Source organism: Pseudoalteromonas sp. NZS71, assembly GCF_015864715.1.
GTDB lineage: Bacteria > Pseudomonadota > Gammaproteobacteria > Enterobacterales > Alteromonadaceae > Pseudoalteromonas > Pseudoalteromonas arctica.
Map to the genome: position 1 here is coordinate 20,673 of NZ_JADYWS010000006.1, position 22,004 is coordinate 42,676.

The 22,004-nt window shown below is 39.9% G+C and carries 13 protein-coding genes; 10 read left to right on the plus strand and 3 right to left on the minus strand.

The genetic code is table 11. From position 1 onward, the window contains the following. The first annotated feature begins 2 nt into the window (after positions 1–2). The 4 genes from I6E85_RS05375 to I6E85_RS05390 all read left to right on the plus strand — a co-directional run bounded on the left by I6E85_RS05375 (position 3) and on the right by I6E85_RS05390 (position 7,729). Positions 3–1,853, plus strand: coding sequence for a glycoside hydrolase family 13 protein (locus I6E85_RS05375; RefSeq protein ID WP_024590101.1), 1,851 nt, complete (start codon positions 3–5; stop codon positions 1,851–1,853). A gap of 90 nt (positions 1,854–1,943) precedes the next feature. Then, positions 1,944–3,803 (plus strand): alpha-amylase family glycosyl hydrolase, encoded by a 1,860-nt coding sequence (locus I6E85_RS05380; protein ID WP_197236691.1) that lies wholly within the window; start codon positions 1,944–1,946, stop codon positions 3,801–3,803. Beyond that, positions 3,796–5,301, plus strand: coding sequence for an MFS transporter (locus I6E85_RS05385; protein ID WP_197236692.1), 1,506 nt, complete (start codon positions 3,796–3,798; stop codon positions 5,299–5,301). Before I6E85_RS05380 ends, I6E85_RS05385 begins: the two co-directional genes overlap by 8 nt. A 10-nt stretch (positions 5,302–5,311) precedes the next feature. After that, the gene (locus tag I6E85_RS05390; protein ID WP_197236693.1) at positions 5,312–7,729 is read left to right on the plus strand and encodes a glucan 1,4-alpha-glucosidase; all 2,418 of its coding nucleotides are present in this window, start codon (positions 5,312–5,314) and stop codon (positions 7,727–7,729) included. Between the two features lie 291 nt (positions 7,730–8,020). Here the strand turns inward: I6E85_RS05390 and I6E85_RS05395 are convergent, their stop codons facing one another. From I6E85_RS05395 to I6E85_RS05405, 3 genes are all read right to left on the minus strand, one after another. Next, entirely contained in the window at positions 8,021–9,928 is a 1,908-nt protein-coding gene (locus I6E85_RS05395; RefSeq protein ID WP_197236694.1) for a S9 family peptidase, read from the minus strand. A gap of 73 nt (positions 9,929–10,001) precedes the next feature. Further along, complete coding sequence (locus I6E85_RS05400; protein WP_197175260.1) at positions 10,002–13,187, minus strand: TonB-dependent receptor; 3,186 nt, start codon at positions 13,185–13,187, stop codon at positions 10,002–10,004. 266 nt (positions 13,188–13,453) lie between these two features. Then, positions 13,454–14,470, minus strand: coding sequence for a LacI family DNA-binding transcriptional regulator (locus tag I6E85_RS05405; RefSeq protein ID WP_007582612.1), 1,017 nt, complete (start codon positions 14,468–14,470; stop codon positions 13,454–13,456). 291 nt (positions 14,471–14,761) lie between these two features. On the opposite strand from I6E85_RS05405, the gene glk reads away from it, so the two are divergent. From glk to I6E85_RS05435, 6 genes are all read left to right on the plus strand, one after another. Further along, positions 14,762–15,754 (plus strand): glucokinase, encoded by a 993-nt coding sequence (glk, locus tag I6E85_RS05410; RefSeq protein ID WP_010555044.1) that lies wholly within the window; start codon positions 14,762–14,764, stop codon positions 15,752–15,754. Positions 15,755–15,790: 36 nt separating this feature from the next. Continuing rightward, on the plus strand, positions 15,791–16,804 hold the full coding sequence (locus tag I6E85_RS05415) for a LacI family DNA-binding transcriptional regulator (protein ID WP_010555045.1): 1,014 nt from the start codon (positions 15,791–15,793) through the stop codon (positions 16,802–16,804). A gap of 335 nt (positions 16,805–17,139) precedes the next feature. Further along, the gene (edd, locus tag I6E85_RS05420; protein WP_007582619.1) at positions 17,140–18,990 is read left to right on the plus strand and encodes a phosphogluconate dehydratase; all 1,851 of its coding nucleotides are present in this window, start codon (positions 17,140–17,142) and stop codon (positions 18,988–18,990) included. A 33-nt stretch (positions 18,991–19,023) separates the two neighbouring features. Further along, positions 19,024–19,644, plus strand: a complete 621-nt coding sequence (gene eda / locus I6E85_RS05425) for a bifunctional 4-hydroxy-2-oxoglutarate aldolase/2-dehydro-3-deoxy-phosphogluconate aldolase (RefSeq protein ID WP_024590106.1) — start codon at positions 19,024–19,026, stop codon at positions 19,642–19,644. 9 nt (positions 19,645–19,653) lie between these two features. After that, positions 19,654–20,658 carry a type I glyceraldehyde-3-phosphate dehydrogenase gene (gene gap, locus I6E85_RS05430; protein WP_007582622.1) on the plus strand — a complete coding sequence of 335 codons (1,005 nt, stop codon included), beginning with the start codon at positions 19,654–19,656 and terminating at the stop codon, positions 20,656–20,658. A 212-nt stretch (positions 20,659–20,870) separates the two neighbouring features. Further along, positions 20,871–21,995, plus strand: a complete 1,125-nt coding sequence (locus tag I6E85_RS05435; RefSeq protein WP_024590107.1) for a sterol desaturase family protein — start codon at positions 20,871–20,873, stop codon at positions 21,993–21,995. The last annotated feature ends 9 nt before the right edge of the window (positions 21,996–22,004 follow it).

Here is a 22,004-nt window from a genome sequence, read left to right on the forward strand (position 1 = left end):
CAATGCGATTTTTAAACACACTTTTACTAGTAAGCGTATGTAGCTTACCAAGCTTTAGTTATGCACTTAATGTAGAGCCTGCCAATTGGTGGGTCGGCATGAATAAAAATAACATTACAGTACTCGTGCATGAGCAAAATATAGCTAACGAAGAATTTAAATTAGATAAGTATAAAGGGGTTGAACTTAATAACGTAACACGTACCGACAACCCTAATTATGCTTTCCTACATTTAAATATTAGCGATAACGCCAAAGCAGGAACGCTCAAGTTTAACAGCACTAATACAGCGCATAGCTTTGAGTTTCCTTTATTTACCCGAGATAAAAATAGCGCGCAACGCCAAGGTTTCACAAGTGCAGATGCTTTATATTTAATTAACCCAGATCGCTTTGTAAATGGCGACTCCACAAATGACACCGTTAAAAGCATGCTAGAAGCTGCAAATCCAGGCTTTAAAGGCGGGCGACATGGAGGGGATATTCAAGGTGTTATTAACGCATTACCGTATTTAAATAATTTAGGTGTAACACAGCTTTGGCTTACTCCAGTGCTTGAAAACAACATGCCAGATTACTCTTATCATGGTTACGCGATTACAGACTTTTACAACGTTGATCCGCGAATGGGATCGAATAACCTATACAAAACGTTATCAATAAAGGCTAAAGAGCAGGGCATTGGGCTTGTTATGGATATGGTGCTTAATCACTTTGGTGCTGAGCACCCGTGGATGAAGGATAAACCAACTCAAGATTGGATTAACTTTAATGGGCAGTTTGAAAATGGCAAAAATGCCACAAGCCATGCGCGCCAAACAATTCAAGATCCACACGCAAGTAACTACGATAAACGCCAGTTTAGCGATGGTTGGTTTGTCGCTAGCATGCCCGATTTAAACCAGCGCCAACCATTATTAAATGAGTATTTAATTCAAAATGCAATTTGGTGGATTGAATACGCAGATTTAAGCGGTATTCGTGTAGATACCTATTCTTATTCAGACAAAGCATTTTTAAGTGATTGGACCAAGGCCATTATGGATGAATACCCACACTTTAATATTGTTGGCGAAGAGTGGACTTCAAACCCTGCAATAGCGTCGTATTGGCAGCGCGGTAAAGTAAATCAAGATGGGTATGTGTCAAGCTTACCCAGTGTGATGGACTTTTCGTTGCAAGAGGCGGTAATTCGAGCTTTAAATGAAGACGAGGGTTGGAGCACAGGCTGGGTTAAAGTATATCAGTCATTAGCTAACGATTTTTTATACCCAGACACCAATAACATTATGGTGTTTGCTGATAACCACGATATGAGCCGTGTATATACGGAGCTTGGGCAAGACTTAGCTAAAACTAAAATGGCGATGACTTTGTTTTTAACAACGCGCGGCATTGCTCAAATATATTATGGAACCGAAATATTATTGGATAATACGCCGAGTAAAGATCATGGTGATATACGCATTGATTTTCCTGGTGGGTTCAAAAATCAAAACGCTAATGCGTTTACTGGAGTCGGGTTAAGTAAAGATCAGCGCGATATGCACGAAACTATAAGCACGCTACTTAACTTTAGAAAGCAAAGCCCGGCGCTTGCAAAGGGTAAGCTCGTTCATTTCAGTCCGAACAATGGTGTTTATAGTTATGCTCGCGTTAGTGATACGCAAACAGTATTAGTTTTTATGAATAAAAACAAAGTAACACAAAAGCATAATCTTGATTACATGCAAGAAGTTATACCAAAAAATGCCAATGCGCAGGCATTATTCACACAACACACTTTTAAACTAACTAACAGTATTAACTTAGAGCCAATGACTGCTACGGTATTAGTGATTAATACGCCGTGAATGTTTAAGTGAATACGTATGCAGCAACTGTATGCTTGCTGCAGATATCTTTAGTATAAAGCTATAACACTACTGACAAAAAGACACACAATGAAAAAATCAGTTTATGTACCCGCATTACTGTGTAGCGCACTTATAACAAGTGCGTGCTCAGACAATAATGAAACCGAACAACAGCAAGCCCCTAAACAGGCACAAAATGAGTTAACAAAGCCTGTTGTATACCAAGTATTTACACGCTTATTTGGTAACACACAGACCGCGAATGTGCCCTGGGGTACAAAAGAGCAAAATGGCGTAGGTAAATTTGCCGACTTTAACGATGCTGCACTTAAAGGTATTAAAGAATTGGGTACGACCCATGTTTGGTATACCGGTGTTTTACATCATGCGCTAGTGGGCGATTATACCGAGTATGGGATTACGCAAGACGACCCTGATGTAGTTAAAGGCCGTGCAGGTTCACCTTATGCAATAAAAGATTACTACGACGTAAACCCAGATTTAGCTATAAATGTGACCAATAGAATGGGTGAGTTTAGTGATCTGATTGAACGCACTCATAAGCATGGCATGAAAGTGGTTATAGATATTGTACCTAACCATGTGGCTCGTAATTATAAATCAGTAGCAAAACCCAAAGGAATAAAAGACTTTGGTGGACAAGACGACACCAGCAAAGAGTACGATAAAAATAATAACTTTTATTATGTACCAGGCCAGTCTTTTCAGGTTCCAACATCACAAAGCTATACAGTTTTAGGGGGTAATACTCACCCTTTAGCTGACGGTTTTTTTGATGAAACGCCAGCGAAATGGACGGGGAATGGTGCGCGTGCACCCAAGCCAGATATTAACGATTGGTACGAAACCGTAAGAGTGAATTATGGCGTTAAGCCTGATGGCAGCTATGACTTTCCTGTATTACCTAAAGAGCTAGAAAACCAAGATTATCGCGCCCATTATGCGTTTTGGCAAAATAAGGAACTGCCTAATAGCTGGTATAAATTTAGAGATATCACTCTTTACTGGCTTGATAAAGGCGTTGATGGTTTTAGGTACGATATGGCCGAAATGGTGCCGGTTGAATTTTGGAGCTTTTTAAATTCATCAATAAAAATGCAAAAGCCCGATGCGTTTTTATTGGCTGAAGTTTACAATCCACAAATGTACAGAGCGTATATTCGGCAAGGAAAAATGGATTACTTATATGACAAAGTCGGCTTTTACGACACATTAAAAGCCATTATGCAGGGTAAGCAAGCTGCTAATACTATTTTTGCAGCCCAAAGCCAAGTGGCTGATATTGAAGCGCACATGCTGCACTTTTTAGAAAATCACGACGAACAACGCATTGCGAGCCCTGATTTTGCAGGTGATGCACGCTGGGGTAAACCAGCAATGGTCGTTTCTAGCTTAATTAGTCGCGCTCCTACTTTATTATATTTTGCCCAAGATGTGGGGGAGGACGGATCTGAAAACGCAGGTTTTGGTACATCTACCCGCACCAGTATTTTTGACTACATTGGTGTACCAGCGCATCAAGCATGGATGAACAACGGCAAATTCGACGGGGCTAACTTATCGAGCGAGCAAGCATCACTTCGTGATTATTATAAAGCAATAATGGCTCTTAATAGTTTGCCCGCTGTTGTAGGTGGAACCATGTCAGAGCTTTCACTTAGCAATAGCGAACGCGTTGTTGGTTTTGTACGCACGCTGGGACAGCAATCTGTTTATGTTTTTAGTAATTTTAGTGAGGAGCCACAAACGGTATTAATTAATTTAACACCAGAGCAAGCAAATACCTTTGAGCGAAATAGACCGCTACACGACTTACTTGAACAAAACACGGTAAAGATCATCACTGACAAAGAAGTTACAAAGCTTATGCTTTCGCTAGATGCATTTAGTAGCGCAGTTTTAACTAATAAGGCTAATCATGAATAATCAAAATAATAATTATGACAGCAACAAACCAAATCTAAGTTTTTGGCAAATATGGAATATGTGCTTTGGCTTTTTAGGTATTCAATTTGGTTTTGCACTACAAAACGGCAATGTGAGCCGTATTTTTCAAACCCTAGGCGCACAAGTTGATGATATTCCTATTTTATGGGTTGCAGCACCGCTAACGGGCTTAATAGTGCAACCAATAATTGGTTATTGGAGTGATAAGACATGGGGGCGTTTTGGTCGTCGTCGTCCATTCTTTTTCATAGGGGCGGTACTTACTACTATCTCACTCTTTATCATGCCGCATTCACCAACCCTTTGGATTGCTGCAGGTATGTTATGGATTATGGATGCCTCAATCAATGTCACTATGGAACCTTTTAGAGCACTTGTAGGCGATAACCTGCCAGAAAAACAACGCGCTACAGGTTACGGGTTACAAAGCTTTTTTATTGGTATTGGTGCGGTATTAGCCTCAGCGCTACCATGGATGATGACCAATTGGTTTGATGTAAGTAATACCGCTGCGCTAGGGCAAATTCCTGAATCTGTTAAATATTCATTTTATTGGGGTGGGGTCGTATTGCTAGTCGCAGTTCTCTGGACAGTTATGCGAACCAAAGAATATAGCCCTGAGCAATTAGCTGCTTTTGAAAACCACACTGCCAAACCGACTAACACCGCATTAGTAGATATCAACTTCAATAAAGGTGCCATTATTTTTGTGGTGCTAGGTTTAGCAACCCTTGCATTAGTAATGGGTTTATCGCTTGAAAAAGAGTTATACCTACTTGCTGGTGGCTTACTAGCGTTTGGTATTGTGCAGTGGATAGCAAGCGCATTAAAGGCTGCTAACAAAATACAAGGCGGTTTTTACCAAGTAGTACAAGATGTATTTACCATGCCAGAGGCAATGAAGCAGCTTGCTTGGGTACAGTTTTTTAGCTGGTTTACGTTGTTTGCTATGTGGATATACACCACAGCCGCAGTAACAAGCTTTCATTACGGCAGCAGTGATGCAACAAGTAAAGCCTTTAACGATGGGGCTGATTGGGTCGGTATTTTATTTGCAGCTTACAATGGCTTTGCGGCTATTGCCGCTATGTGTATTCCATTCTTAGTTAAAAAGATGGGCTTAAAAGGCGCACATTGCTTTAACTTACTACTAGGTGCATTGGGCCTTGCGAGCTTTATGTTTATAACAGATCCAAAAATGCTCCTTATTCCAATGATAGGCGTTGGCTTTGCATGGGCTTCTATTTTATCGCTTCCTTATGCAATGTTAAGTAATGCACTACCGAGTAACAAAATGGGCGTGTATATGGGTATTTTTAACTTCTTTATTGTTATACCGCAATTGCTTGCCGCTAGTATTTTAGGGCTTATTTTACGCCACGTATTTTCTAATCAGCCTATTTACGCATTATTAATTGGTGCTGCATCATTCGTTGTTGCTGCAATTGCTGTAATGCGCGTTAAAAATTCAAACTAAGGGTCACACAATGAAAAAATATAACCTTATTACCACCGCTCTTTTAACTTTGGGTTTAACAGCCTGTGGTGCACAAAATACGAATAACGAAAATATTGACGCTACAGTTTCAGCCGCTCCTGGCGCACCAGGTGCACCAGGTGCTGAACCATTTTGGGCTTACGCGGGTAAAACCGGAATTGGTACTTCTTTTGAGCAATACCAAAACGGCCAATATAATAACAACGCTGCGACAGGTGAAATATCAAAAGTATGGTTTTCAATTGCCAAAGGTATGATCACCGAAACTATGTTTGGACTCATTCACCAAGCTCAAATTAAAGATATGCAGTTTGTAGTAACCGGTAAAGATTTTACAGTCACTGAAGCTGACGACTTAGACGTTACAATTGATTACTTACATAAAGACGATAAAGGCAGACCACTATCGCTTGCTTACAAAGTAACAAGTACAGATAAGAAAGGGCGTTTTACCCTCGAAAAACACATATTCACCGACCCTGACGGACAAACATTGTTTGTACGCAGTATTTTTAATACATCACTTAAAGGCGTGAAAGCGTATGTTGCTGTTAACCCTTATATAAACAACAACGGCTTAGGTGATTTTGCAAAAACCACTGAGCAAGGCTTAGTAGCATGGGAAGATGATAATTTTTTAACGTTGCAATCATCTACGTCATTCAAAATGCAAAGTGTAGGCTTTACAGGTGTGAGTGATGGCATCACCTCACTTAAAAAACAACACACACTAAGCAAAAAATATTCAAACACAGGCGATAAGGCCGGTAACGTCACTCTGCTGGCAGAGCTTGGTACTATCGATAGTAATACCACATTTGATTTAGCACTAAGCTTTGGTAAAACGCAGCAGCAAAGCCAGCAACAAGGTGCACAGAGCTTATCTAAAGGTTATCAAAATGTGCTTGATGCCTACAACGGTAAAGGTGAAGCGCTAGGCTGGGAAGATTATTTACAAAGCCTTGAGCCATTAAATACAATGGTTAAGCAAACAGCCGATGACGGTAAGCTACTTTATACCAGTGCAATGGTACTAAAAGCGCAAGAAGACAAAACTAATGCGGGTGCGCTCATTGCCTCACTTTCTAATCCTTGGGGTGAAACTGTTTCAGCCAAAGAGGGTTCGACTGGTTACAAAGCGGTATGGGTTCGTGATTTTTATCAAGTAGCTATGGCATTTATGGCCTTAGGCGATACAGCGACTGCAAAAACGGCCTTCGAATACCTTGAAAAAGTACAAGTTACTAGCAAAACCCCCGGTAACAATGGTGATACAGGATGGTTTTTACAAAAAACACATGTTGATGGTGAACTTGAATGGGTAGGGGTACAGCTAGATCAAACAGCTATGCCAATTATGCTCGCGTGGAAGTTACATCAAGCAAACGTACTAAGTGATAACGAACTTAAAGATTGGTACGCACGCATGCTAAAACCGGCAGCTGACTTTTTAGTTGATGGCGGAAGAGCTAAAATTTTATGGAACGACATGCAAATCACTCCACCTGCAACACAGCAAGAGCGCTGGGAAGAGCAAAGTGGTTATTCTCCTTCTACAACGGCTGCCGTTGTTGCTGGCCTTATAACAGCCAGTGACATAGCAACACTCAGTGGTGATACTCAAAATGCAGATCGTTATTTAGCAACGGCTAAAAAGTACAACAGTGATATAGAATCGCAAATGTTTACCACCGAAGGTAATTTAAAAGGTGATAGCACCGATGGCGAGTATTTTATTCGTATAGGTCAAGACACCGACGCTAACTCTAATACTAAAATTAACGCCAACAATGGCCGTGAAGGTTTTAACAAAAAGCAGATTTTAGATGGTGGTTTTTTAGAATTAGTCCGTTATGGAGTAAGAAGTGCCAACGATTCAAGTATAGTTAAAACCCTACCTGAGTATGACGACGAAACGCTTGAAGATAACTTACAAGTTAAATACAGCTTTAACTTTACCGATGGTAGCGGCACATTTGCAGGCTATCGCCGTTATGGCAACGACGGTTACGGTGAAGATGAAACCACAGGTACTAATTACGCCGAAAGCGGGAGCAACACGCCAGGCCAACGTGGTCGTGTATGGCCATTTTTTACAGGCGAACGCGGACACTATGAAATAGCGGCCGCAAACGCAAATAATACGCTAGATGATGCAAAACAAGCGGACATTAAAAATAGCTACGTAAAAGGCTTAGAGCAGTTTGCTAATAGCGGCATGATGCTACCTGAGCAAGTATGGGATGGCGTGGGTGTAAATGAAGCAGGTTATGCGTTAGGTGAGGGCACAAACTCAGCAACACCTCTGGCTTGGACACATGCAGAATACATTAAGCTTGTACGCTCACTCAGTGATAAACAAGTTTGGGACTATTATCCGGTGGTTGCCGAGTCTCTAAAAAAATAATATATAATACCAATTCGCTTAATTAAGTGATCTATTTTGAGGCAGGAAAAACGTGTTGATAGCTAGGCAAAAAATTCGCTATTTAGTTGTTCTAAATAAGAGTTTTTTAACGCAGTTAGCGACACGTTTAGCCCCGCAAAATGATTAAGTATTATTGCGGATTGGTATAAAATGCTGTAGTTATTAAAAAAGGCTTCTAAATTTATTTAGAAGCCTTTTTGTTATGTACTCACTTAATATTAAAACAAAAAAATGCTCTTCAAATAAAATGAATGTCACTTTTTAGTTACATTATTTGAGGCCACACTTATTATCAAACCATGATAACAACTCGGTATAAAATTCTTTTTTATGATCGTAGAAAAGCGTATCAGAAAAGTGATCGGCATCTTCAAGCTCAATATATTTAAAGTCTTTTTTGTACTTTTCAAGCTCAGATACGAAGTCTCTACTGTGTTTTACTGGAACACGACTGTCGATATCACCATGCACAACCAGTATAGGAATATTTACTTTATTTACTTGCTCTACAGGGGATACACCTGTAATCGTAGGGCGTTGTAAAATACTTAAAAAGCGATTTTCGTTAAGAGTTGCATTAATACGGCTTAAATCACTTACCCCTGCACCGGCAACAACACATTTATATATGTTGTTTTCACGCATAGATGCAGCAAATGCAGCATAACCGCCATAACTCCAACCAAATAAAGCAAGCTTATCTTTTGTTGCTAAGCCTTTATCTATTAAATATTGTGCCGCGTCGTCTAAATCATCTTGTTTTTTCAAGCCCCAGTTATTATCACCGGCTATCCAATGCTCCAGACCGTACCCCGTAGATCCACGATAGTTTGGTTGAATAACGACGTAACCATGATAGGCGAGTAACTGTGCCCAGTCATCAAATACAACAGAGTCACGCACCCAAGGACCACCGTGAGGAAGTACTATCGCAGGGTAAGGACCTTTAGTCGCAGGGATGGTTACATACGCTTTTATTTTGCGTCCATCTCTTGCTTTATAAGAGATATATTTAACGGATCCTAATTTACTTTTATCAATAAACGGAAGTCGATCACCAATTTTAGTCAGCTTTTGTTTATTAGTAACAATGTAATAGCTGCCAGGATTATCGTCAGCAGATACTCTCACTACTAATACGTTATCGTTATCAGAGCTACTAATGATTTGTACAAATTTATCTTTAAATAAAGAAGCAACAGATTCGTTAAGTGCTTGAAGGTTTGGGTCTGTGAAATAAAACTTAGGCTGCTTGGTTGTATAGCGAAAGCCTTGTAAAGTGCCGTCTGTATCAAGTATAACACCGTCGGTATCTACAGATTTAAGACCAAATTGACGTTCAGAATACTGACCTGTTTTAATATTGTAAATATAAATGCCAGTCGTATTTTCGCCTAAGTTAGCGTTAACATAAACTTCGTTAGGATTACCTTTTGCAAATCCTAATATCTCAAAGTTTTCACGCTTTTTAGGACTAACTTGCTTAATTACTTTCCAATCATCATTGCCTTTATCTCGGGCATAATAATCGATTGCGTTATCAGATTTATTCCAACCTTGGGCTATTCTTATTTCACCATCGTAGTCAGAAACGAATGAGCCTGATACTTTTTCATTTCCGCGCATTACAGTAACGCTTCGTCCAGTGTTAATATTAAATCTCACGACATCTGGAATGTAGTTATTATTAATATCAACTTCTACAAGTACTTCATCTTCTTTGTCTGGAAGTATATTTATTATATTAAATTGAACATTTCGCTTTTTCTTAAATGGTAATAACCAGTCGCCTTTACCATCTGCATCAGTTATTGCAAACTTATTAACCCAGTATTTGCGACTTCCATCTTCTAGTATTTGTCTAAACATAACGCCTATTTTTTCATCGTTTAACCATACGATGGAAGATATCAACATTTTATCCGCGCCCAACCTTACGGGGTCTGATTCTAGGTTATTTGGATCTCTTATCTCAATTATATAGTCACCATTTTTGGTAGTCGCTCTTAAAATAGCAAGCTTCTTACCATCAGGTGATGCTACAACACTACGGATAGCCGATGACATTGAGAAAGCATCAATACTGCTCACTTGTGTCGCATCTTCAGTTTCGCTATTAGCGAAAGAAGATAGGCTTAGTAAGGTAAATCCTACTAACATTCTTTTTTTAAGTTTCATTTTTTATTCCCTCAAAAAAAATGGCCTAAAATTTTAGGCCATCTGGATTGAATATATACTCAGCCAATTCTAATTAAAAAGAAGCTGTAAAGCTGATGTATGGGCTACGTCCTGAAGTATCATAACCAACACCTAGAGGAATGTTAGTATTTGAGAAAGAACCATTTGGATCTACTTTTGGTGGAGCTTCATTAAATACGTTACGTACACCAAAGTTCACTTTATAAGCATCGTTAGACCAAGTCATACCGATGTTATGTACAAAGTAGTCATCAGTGAAACCAACAGGGCGACATTTAAGTGGAGCACCATTTGCGTCAGTTAAACCACGACAACCTGCAGTACCTTCTTCGAATTCACCTAAATCATCTTCATCTTCACGACCTTTACCGATGAAACGTGTTTCCCAGTTAAATCTAAAATCAGAATATTTAAGTTGTAAGCGTGCTGTACCGCGCCATTCTGGTGAATCTGGCTCACCCATATTGTCATCAATAGTACCAAGTACATCAAAAACTTGCTCTGTCATACGCGTAGCTTGAAGGTCTAGTGTAATACCTAAGTTTTCTTCTGCAATTACCGTATCTGTTTCAAAGTAGATATTGTAATCAAAACCTTTAGAAGAGATTAAACCAATATTGATAAAGCTAGCATCAACTAAATCAATTTGACCATTTTCGTCACGGCCGATACGGCTACAGAAAGCATCATTACCATCAGCAGAATAACACTGACCAATACTGTAACCAGCGCTTGGCTCTGCAATACTATTTGTTACTTCAATATCAAAACGAGTTAATGACATTGTTAAATCAAATGCATCAGTGAACGGTTGTTCAAAGATAAAACCGTATGTTTTAGCCACTGATGTTTCAGCACTAAGCTCAGTTGTACCGCCAGTTTCAATCTCAGCGCTATAAGTTCCAGTATATGAATCAGTCCCACCTTGACCTAAACCAAGAGTGGTTGGATCAATACCTGATGCTTGACAGGCGTTTAGTACCGCTGTGTCACGTGTTTCTTCAGCTGCATTATATGTAGCTGCTGAACCTGGGTTCAATGGGTCAATATCACGAGCATCTTCCGGAACAACACATGGATCGGCAACTGTATTAAAACCAGACGTACCGTTTAAGAAGCGTTCACGTAAGTTTGGCGCTCTATAAGAAGTACCTTTTGTAGCACGAAGAGTAAACCAATCAACAGGACGGTAGATAGTTTTAAGACTATAAGTTGATTCAGCATCGTAGAAAGATTCTTCAGAAACACGGCCAGAAGCTGTAAATGTAAGTTCTTCAGCACCTTTAACTCCTTTAAGTAAAGGGAAGTCAACTTCTGTGAATATTTCTTTTAGATTACGAGAACCATCAGCGCCTTGGTCAGCAAAGTAGCCCCATAGTAAGCCTTGTGATGCTGCTGCATTAGGATTTGATTCAATCTCATCACGACGATATTCAATACCAACGATACCTGCAACAGTTTCGTTATTCCATGGTAGTGCAAAGAAGTCACCACCCATGAATGCATTAAAAACAAACTGGTTTACTTTAGTTTCGATGTCGCGATCAATAAATAAATAGGCCGCTTCTTCAGGTGAAAGCGTACCGCCACCTTCTTGGTAAATACTGTCTGCAAATAAATTAACAGGAACACATCCATCAGAACCGGTACCACAGGTAACAGTACCATCATCATTAAGAACAGCGGTTTCTAATGAGTTAATTAAGCGCTCTTCATCAATACCAACACGGTGGTCAGTACCTTTAGATGCGCTGTACGATACAGACGCGTCGTAGTACCAATTGTCTAAACCAATGTTTTCAAACATACCGAGGTTACCAGTAACACCAGTAACTAAACGATATTGTGAAACTTCAACTTCAGTTTGATCACGGTCACCACGAATATTGATGATTGGCTGAACGGCTTCTGGTCCACCAGGGCCCACACCTAACACGCCAAAACAGTCAATACCGTTTGTTCCACAAGGGTTATATGGGTTTGATGCCGCTACTTGTTGAAATATTTGTGCACCAGGGCTAAAAATTGGTGATTTACGACTCGCATATAAACCTTCGTAGTAGAAAGTTGTATCGTTATCATCTTGGAAGTTATATTCACCATTAAGCATTAGTGAAATACGTTCATTTTTACTTCTGTAATCACCACTTTTGTAGTAATCAGATTGTTGGAAAGCGTATAGAGGGTCTTGGAAATCAACGTCACGGAAACCATCTCCGTTACCATCAACAAATACACCATCGTTAATACCATCGCCATCGAAATCGCCAGCTACCCATGAAGGTAAAAATCCTTCAAGACTTGATGGTACAGTTGATTCGCTGAAGTTTGGAATACCAGTATTTGTGAAGTTAGGAGTGTAATAAACACTGCCAAAGAAAGAAGGTACGCTAATACGATTTGTTAGAGGGAAAATATCACATGAATCTTCACCACTCGCCACAGGACCATAGCCACTGTTTCTCGTTACGATACTGCCATCTTCAGCTTCCCAAATACGCTCTTCACACCCTTTAACAAAAGGGTTACCAGATAAAGATTGAGATTTTTGTTCTGAATATTCAACGCCTACAGTGATAAAACCATTATCCATGGTTTTGCCCCACATACCCGAAAGTACAGTTTCTTCACCGCCTTCACCTTTAGGTTGACGATAAGATGCATCAAAAATAAAACCTTCAACATCTTTTTTCAATATTACGTTAGCTACACCCGCTACCGCATCAGAACCATAAACGGTTGATGCGCCATCAAATAAATTCTCTACACGCTCAATCATTACGCCAGGTATTAAATTCAAATCAGGTGATGTTGGTGCACCACCAACGCCAGCAGGAGCCATTCTTCGGCCATTAATAAGTACAAGAGTTCGTTCAGCACCTAAACCACGAAATCCGATTGTTGCAGCGCCCGGACCGTTATCTAGTACAAAACCACCAAATGTATTATCTATTTGAGCACCAGCCGCTTGGCTGGTCGATTGAAGCATTGAGCCTGCATCAAATAAACCCATTTCACGAGATAAGTCGCCATTGATAATTTGAATTGGTGATGCATTTGAAAATTCAGCTTTTCTTATACGTGAGCCTGTTACAACTATTCGTTCAGGTGCTTCTTCTTCTAATTCTACGTCTGAATTCAAGTCATTTTCTTGAGCTAGCGCGTTAGGCGCTAAGGCTACAGAGCCTAGCAATAAAGAGTATCTTATTGCATTTGATAGAGCTTTAGTTTTAAACATATGTAAATCCCTGAGGTATTATTGTTATTTAAGCTATAAAGTTACAGAGTAAGGTTATAGCGGCACAATAAATTTACATTACAGAAACAAAATAGTAAATACAGTTAACGACTAGCTATTGCTAAGGGGGGAGGAATTGATGTCTTTTTGACGGAAAAGTATAGTTTTTCAGATTATTTTTATTTTAATCTATTGTTTATTATACAATTTTATTGTTTGTAAATGGATGTGAACAGATGTAGCCGGTGTTTGCTTAAAAAATAGGCTCAGCTTGACCTTCTAGGAATGAGAATAGGAGCTAATAGGGTACTTTGTACTTCTTCACCACGTATCAGTTTTAATAAGTTCTCTACGAGCATTTGCCCAGCAACAGTGGTGTTTTGCTCTATCGTCGTCAGCGGTGGGTTTACATAACTAGCAATGGCTATGTTATCAAAGCCGACTACCGCAACATCTTTTGGCACGTTAATATTTGCTTCTTTAAGTGCACGTATAGCCCCAATAGCAATTAAGTCACTTGCAGCAAATAAGGCGTTAAATTTAATATTATTAGCGATAAGCGAACGAGTGGCGTGATATCCAGATTCTTCAGTAGATATAGCATTAGCCATTTTACGTTCGTTTATTTTTACGTTGTTAGCCAGTAGCTCATCTTTAAAGCCCTGAAAACGACTAAAGAATTCAGGGCTATGATCAGATGCATCACCAATAAAAGCGCAGTCAGTTCTGCTGTGAGCAATAAAGTGCTCAGCGGCAAGCTTACCGCCACCGTAGTTATCACAACAAACAGTTAAATCTGGGCGATTATCGACCGTTGCACCCCAACAAACAAACTTAGTGTTTTGTTCAAGTAAGGTATTAAATTTTGGTTGGTAATCAATGTAATCGCCATAACCGAGTAAAATAATACCATCGGCTCTGTGGCTATCTTCATAGTCTGCTTGCCAATCAGCACTGGCCGATTGAAATGATACTAATAAATCGTAACCTTCTTTAGCGCAAGCACGGGTAATGCTGCCAAGCATGGCTAAAAAGAAAGGATTAATTTGTGACTCATCAGAAGTAGGGTCTTCGAAAAGAAGTAATGCAAGTGTGCTGCTTTGTTGTGTACGCAAGTTGCTGGCATTTTTATCAACTTTATAATTAAGCTTTTTAGCTATATCGAAAACACGTTTACGTGTTTCTTCATTAACAAGATGGCTGTTACGTAAAGCGCGAGATACAGTTGATTGAGATACCCCTGCATAGTGGGCAATATCAAATGAGGTGGCTTTACCTTTCATTGTTACAACTTAATTAATTTGATAAATAATTGTGCCATTTTCGGTTATTAATGAATAATTTCAAGCTTTTTGTGAATTAACGTATATTTTTATTGATAAACGGCTGACACCGGTGTCATAATATAAATGTTTTATCATTTTGTTGTCAAAACGTATTCGCTGTTTATATATTTTATAGGCAGCATTTTTTACTGTGATAGCTACTTTGAGGTGATAGCTCAAAGTATAAATAACAATGGTATACCATTGTAAAATAATAAGCACGAGTCGCTTAACAAAAGAGATAATACTATGAGCCTAAACTCTTCTGCCCAATTTGATCCCATCTTAGTTGCTGATGTTGGCGGCACTAATGCCCGCTTTGCTTTAATAACTGCTTTTAATGAACATACTAACCAATTTGTAATAGAGCACATTAATATTTTTCCTAGTGCTAATTTTGGTTCACTTGAAAGTGCGCTTGAGCAATATTTACAAACAGTCTCGCATATTACACCTAAACGCGCATGTTTAGCCGTTGCAGGTCCAATAAAAGCTGGGCAGGTACATTTAACCAATTTAGGTTGGCATTTTAGTGTTAGTGAATTTAAAACTCATTTTGATTTACAGCAACTAGAGGTCATTAACGATTTTGCTGCCTTTGCATATGCGGCTCCTTACTTAGATCCTAAACAAAATGTCATTGTTAAATCAGGCCAAGCTGATGACAATGCTAACATTGGTGTTATAGGTCCAGGTACTGGTTTTGGTGCCGCGTGCTTAGTTAGAACGTCGCAATCTACCGCTGTTTTAAGTTCAGAAGGGGGGCATATATCGCTTGCACCAGTTAATGAACTCGATACTTTACTATTAAATGAATTACGTAAAGATCATCCCCATGTTTCTATCGAAACTGTATTTTCAGGCCCTGGCATAACGCATTTATACAAAGCGATGTCTGCGGTTAAGGGTGTAACAGCTAAAAATTTAGATGCTGCGCAAATAAGTAGCCTAGCAAATAGCGGTGAATGTGCTGTGTGCGATGCAACGCTTAATCAATTTTGTGATTGGATCGGCAGTGTAGCTGGCGATTTAGCCGTTGTTTACGGCGCTTTAGGCGGACTATTTATTGGCGGTGGAATACTGCCTCGTATGCAAGCAAGACTTCTAGAAAGTCGTTTTGTTGAACGATTTTCTCAAAAGGGTATTATGTCGCAATACGCAGGGCAAATTCCTGTAATACTTGTAACACAAGATAATATTCCACTAATTGGTGCCGCAGCGTGTTTGCACAACAGCAAATAAGGAGCTTTCCTTGTTCGCATTTGGAAAAATAGAGTGATGAAAAAAGTAACAATAAACAGTGTGGCAAGTCATGCTGGTGTTTCTAAAAAAACCGTATCACGCGTTTTAAATAACGAGCCTAATGTTAGTGCTGCAACCCGAGAAAAGGTGCTTGCGGTATTTAAAGAACTCGATTACACCCCAAATCCAATTGCACGAGGCCTCGCACAAAATCGTAGCTTTATTATTGGGTGTCTTTACGATAACCCAAGTAAAAGCTACATTACTCGCGTGCAAACGGGTGCTTTAGAAGCATGTAAAGAAAATAACTATAATTTATTGATACACCCTTGTGAGTTTCGTGGTGAAGCCCTTATAAATAATATTGAGCAATTACTACAGACTTCTCGATTAGATGGCATTGTGCTAACACCTCCTTTTGGTGATTTTGCTGAGCTTGTTGCTTTTTTAAAATCTAAAAAAATCCCTTACGCAAGAGTTGCGTCAGCTTTACTTCAAGATGATTCTATTTCAGTTCGTAGTAATGATGAGCAAGGCGCATTTGAAATTACTGAGCATCTAATTAGCCTTGGGCATAAATCTATAGCGTTTATTAAAGGGCACCCGGATCACAGTGCCACGCAACAACGCTTTAAAGGCTACAGGCGTTCACTTGCAAGCCATGGAATAGAGTTTGATGAGCGCTTAGTAGAGGAGGGTAACTTTAGTTATCACTCAGGTGTAGATAGTGCACGCAGTATTTTAGATTTATCTCCTAGGCCAACAGCTGTATTTGCATCAAACGATTACATGGCGGCAGCGGTATTAAAATTAGCTACCCAGCGCCAATTAAAAGTGCCTGATGACATTTCAATAGCCGGCTTTGATAATGCACCCATTGCACGTCATATTTGGCCTGGTTTAACGACTATTGCACAGCCCGTTGAAGAAATGACTAAACAAGCCGTAACTCAACTTATTTCACACATAGCTCAACCGCAAGAACAGCCGTATCAGGTAACACTTGAGTCACGCTTGATTACACGCGAGTCTACCTCTGCGATAAAATAGTGAGTTAAAAACACTTTCACAGTAGCCCGAATATGAGTGACGCTTATTCGGGCTTTTTTTGCTCTGAACTTGCTAAAATATACTTTGTGCCTAAAAATCAATTAGGTCATTATTCGGTCATGTTAAAATATTAAACTATTTTTGTTACCCGGGGTTGACACCGGTGTCATTGCTATGCGTTAATACAGTGACACCGGTGTCAGGGCTGTTGTGAGAGGCTCCCTGGTAGCGTACCTTTGAACGGGTAAATCAAAGATGCTCAGTACAGTTATTTACGTGGAGTCTGTAGTTGCTACTGAGCCTTTATCCTCTAACTAATAGAGATGAGTTAAATTATGTTACATCCTCGTATTCAAGAAGTTACCCAGCGCGTTATCGAACGCAGTAAAAATACCCGTCAAGATTATTTAGAACGTATTTCGCACGCAAAAAAACAAACAAGAGTTCGTGCCGGTTTAGGTTGCGGAAATATAGCCCATGTTATGGCTGCATGTAGCAGTGATGACAAAGCGCGCTTAAAGGCTGATGAGCAGCCAAATCTTGCTATTATCAACTCATATAACGATATGCTATCGGCTCATGTGCCATACAAAGACTACCCAGATTTAATTAAAGACATTGCTACCAAATACGATGCTACAGCACAAGTTGCTGGTGGCGTTCCTGCAATGTGTGATGGTGTTACGCAAGGGCGTGACGGCATGGAACTTTCGCTTTTTTCTCGTGATGTAATTGCTATGTCTACGGCAATATCGCTTTCACACGATGTGTTTGATGGCGTTTTTTGTTTAGGCGTTTGCGACAAAATCGTCCCGGGTTTATTAATTGGTGCATTGTCGTTTGGTCATTTACCTGTGTTCTTTTTACCAGCAGGTCCAATGCAGTCAGGTATTCCTAATAAAGAAAAAGCACGTATTCGTCAAAAATTTGCACAAGGTTTAGTAAGTCGCGAAGACTTATTAGAGGCTGAAAGCGCGTCTTACCACAGCGCGGGTACTTGTACGTTCTACGGTACTGCAAACTCAAACCAAATGTTAATGGAAATAATGGGCTTACACCTTCCTGGTAGTTCGTTTATTAATCCTTACACTGAGCTTCGCGATGGTCTTACAGGTAATGCTGTAGAAACTATGCTTAAGCAGCTTACAGATGATAAAGAAAGCCCGTGTTTGGCCGATGTGATCAGCGAAAAAACGATTATAAACGGTTTAGTAGGTCTTCTTTCTACAGGTGGTTCTACTAACCATGCAATTCATATTGTTGCGATAGCAAAAGCGGCGGGCATTCAGGTTACGTGGAAAGATATGTCTGATTTATCAGAAGTTGTACCACTACTTACACGTATTTACCCTAATGGCTCTGCAGATGTAAATCACTTCCAAGCAGCTGGCGGTATGGGTTTCTTAATGCGAGAGCTAGCAAGCGCTGGTTACTTACACACAGACGTTAAAACAATGCTAGGCGATGGTTTAGCACCTTACATGACAGAGCCTCGTTTGGATAAAGACGATAGCCTGATCATGAGCAACTCAACCGGGCCAACTAAAGTTAAATGGGTAGATTGCCCAGCAAACTCACACGATGAAGAAGTACTTCGCCCAGTGAGTAACCCTTTTAGTAAGCAAGGTGGTCTGCAACTTCTAACGGGTAACTTGGGTAAAGCTGTTATTAAAGTGTCAGCTGTTGCTATCGAACATCAGGTTGTTACTGCTCCTGCAAAAGTATTTAGCTCACAAAGTGCTCTGCAAGATGCATACACGCGTGGCGAATTAAACCAAGACTTTATTGCCGTGCTAAAAGAGCAAGGCCCTAAAGCGAAAGGTATGCCAGAGCTACATAAATTAACGCCAGTAATGGCAACGCTTCAAGATGAAGGCTTTAAAGTAGCCATTGTTACTGACGGTCGTATGTCGGGTGCATCAGGTAAAGTACCAGCTGCTATTCACTTAGCACCAGAGGCAGTAGAAGGCGGCATTATTGCTAAAATCCGAGAAGGTGATTTAGTGACACTTGATGCGCCAAACGGAATATTAAAAGTACACGTTAGCGACGAAGAACTTGCTAAACGTGAAGCAGAACTTAGCCTGCCAAGTGCAACATTTGGTACAGGTCGCGAATTATTTACTGGATTTAGAAATATCGTAAGCAGTGCCGATTTAGGCGCGAGTGCTTTTGGACTTGAATAAATATTAGCCATACTGGGTAATGAGGAACAAGTAATGAGTATTGAAAAAATCTTAGCATCGGCACCCGTAGTGCCAGTGGTTGTAATCGAAAAATTAGAAGATGCAGCACCACTTGCAAGAGCGTTATATAACGGTGGCTTAAAAGCCTTAGAAATAACACTACGTACACCTATTGCTGCAGAAGCTGTAAAGCTGATGAAAGCAGAAGTACCTGAAGCCTATGTAGGTACTGGTACGGTAGTAGATAAAGCAAGTTTTGATCTTTCGGTTGCCGCTGGTGCAGATTTTATGGTGAGTCCAGGTGTGAGCGATGAGCTTATTGCTTTGGCTAAAACATCAGATATACCATTTTTACCAGGCGCTGCAACTGCAAGTGAAGTTATGCAACTTGCGTCGCATGGTTTTACGTATTTAAAATTCTTCCCTGCAGAAGCTGCAGGCGGAACAGCAATGCTTAAATCAATCGGTGGCCCATTACCACATATTACTTTTTGCCCAACTGGCGGCATTAGCCTAGCAACTGCACCGAACTATTTAGCGCTTAACAACGTTATTTGTGTTGGTGGTACGTGGATGCTAGATAAACAACTAATTGAAAATAAAGACTGGCAAGCAATTGAAGCGCTTGCTCGCCAAGCAAGTGAACTTAAATAGGAGTCTAAAATGATTAATGTAGCAATTAACGGTTACGGCCGTATCGGTAGAAATGTTTTACGTGCACTTTATGAGTCAGCTCAAAACAGCGAAATTAAAATTGTAGCAATTAACGATTTAGCACCTGCTAACGTTAATGCCCATTTAACGCAGTATGACTCAGTTCATGGTCAATTTTCTAAAAAAGTAACACTTGAAAATAACACCATGTTAATTGACGATGACGTAATTACGTTAACGCAAGAACGCGACCCTGCAAATTTACCGTGGAAAGCACTAAACGTAGATATCGTTTTAGAATGTACTGGTTTTTTCACTAAACGTGATGACGCTGCTAAGCATATTACAGCGGGTGCTAAAAAAGTAATCGTTTCTGCTCCAGGTAAAGATATGGATGCAACCGTGGTTCATGGTGTAAACAGCGATGTAATTAACGCTGATAGCCAAATCATCTCAAATGCATCGTGTACTACTAACTGTTTAGCACCACTTGCAAAAGCAATTAACGACACCGTAGGTATTGAAAAGGGGAGTATGACAACGATTCATTCTTATACGAATGATCAAAACCTATCTGACGTATACCACCCAGATCTATACCGTGCTCGTAGTGCGACTCAATCTATGATCCCAACTAAAACAGGTGCTGCGGCAGCTGTTGGTTTAGTATTACCAGAACTTGCTGGTAAATTAGACGGCATGTCGGTACGTGTACCAACAATCAACGTATCTTTAGTTGATTTTACGTTTATTACTAAGCGCGATACGACTGCAGAAGAAATCAATGCAATCATGAAAGAAGCGTCAACGGGTTCAATGAAAGATATTTTACAATATAATGAGCTTCCGCTTGTTTCTATCGACTTTAACCATAACCCAGCGTCATCTATCTTTGATGCAACGCAAACTAAAGCCGATGGCAATCTAGTTAAAGTAATGGCTTGGTACGACAACGAATGGGGTTTCTCAAACCGTATGTTAGACCAAGTTAAAGCATTAGGTGCGTTTTTATAATACAGCCCTAATGATGTAAAGTTTTAGCTTTATCCAACCAAGCCACGCATTGCGTGGCTTTTTTGCGTTTGGTTTATCTGTATATTTGCAACTCAGACTATGGAAGGAACTATTTGTATTTTTTATACCCTAAATTTTGTTAATATGTGGGTGTGTAAATCAATGGAATTTCGTTGTATTTAATCAACTCAACGAAGCAAGGAATAATAAAAATGATCAGAGCTTTATTACGAAAGGTATTTCGCACAAATCATCTTCAGATAGGTGAGGGCAACATAAGTGGCTACATAGCCTGCTTTTTAGCAATACTGAGTTGCTTAGGCGTATTAGCGTTTCACTTTCCTGAATACTTAACCACACCAGAACTACGCAAAAGCTACAGTGTCGACTTTTTACGTCAGCTTATGTTTGCATCATTATTGGTCTCGGGCAGTTTAGGGCTACTTAACTTTGTACGTAATACCAATAAACGCTTAGGAGCTACAGCGTGGTTTTTTATTGTTCTGGCAATTATGTTTGGCGGACCAAACGTTGAGGTAAATGAGTTTGCTAGCGACACACCTTACATAGGGCTAGATTGGTTTATTTTAGATTTACTCGGCTCAACACTCATATTTATTGTTATTGAAAAGCTGCTACCCCATCGAAAAGAGCAAAAAATATTACGTAGCGAATGGCGAGGCGATTTAAACCACTTTTTCGTAAACCATTTAATTATTGGTTTTGTGTTACTCGTTACTAACCACTTTGTGCATTATGGTTTTGGCTGGGCTGTATCATCTACAGTACAAGGTTATATAGAGCAAACACCATTTGTAGTGCAGTTGTTTTTAATAATACTCGTGGCCGATTTAATGCAGTATTGGGTGCATCGTGCTTATCACGAAGTCCCTTTATTATGGCGCTTTCATGGCGTACATCACAGTGCTAAAGAAATGGATTGGTTAGCGGGATCTCGCCAACATATTCTTGAAATACTTGTAACTCGCAGCTTAGTGCTCACACCCATATTTGTACTTGGATTTTCACAGCAAATAATTAGTTTATACGTAATAATAGTGGGTTTACAGGCTGTGTTTAACCATGCAAATGTACGTGTGAAATTTGGTTGGCTAAAATATTTTATGGTTACACCGCAGTTTCACCATTGGCATCATGCGTCAGATAAAGCCGCAATTGACCGCAATTACGCTGCGCATTTTTCATTTTTAGACTACGCGTTTGGTACTGCTGTTAAAGGCCAAAAAGAGTGGCCACAAGCGTATGGTGTAGTCGGGGATTACATGCCGGTAGGTATGCTTAAACAACAGGTTTACCCATTTAAGCGCACTAAATGAGCTCGCCTA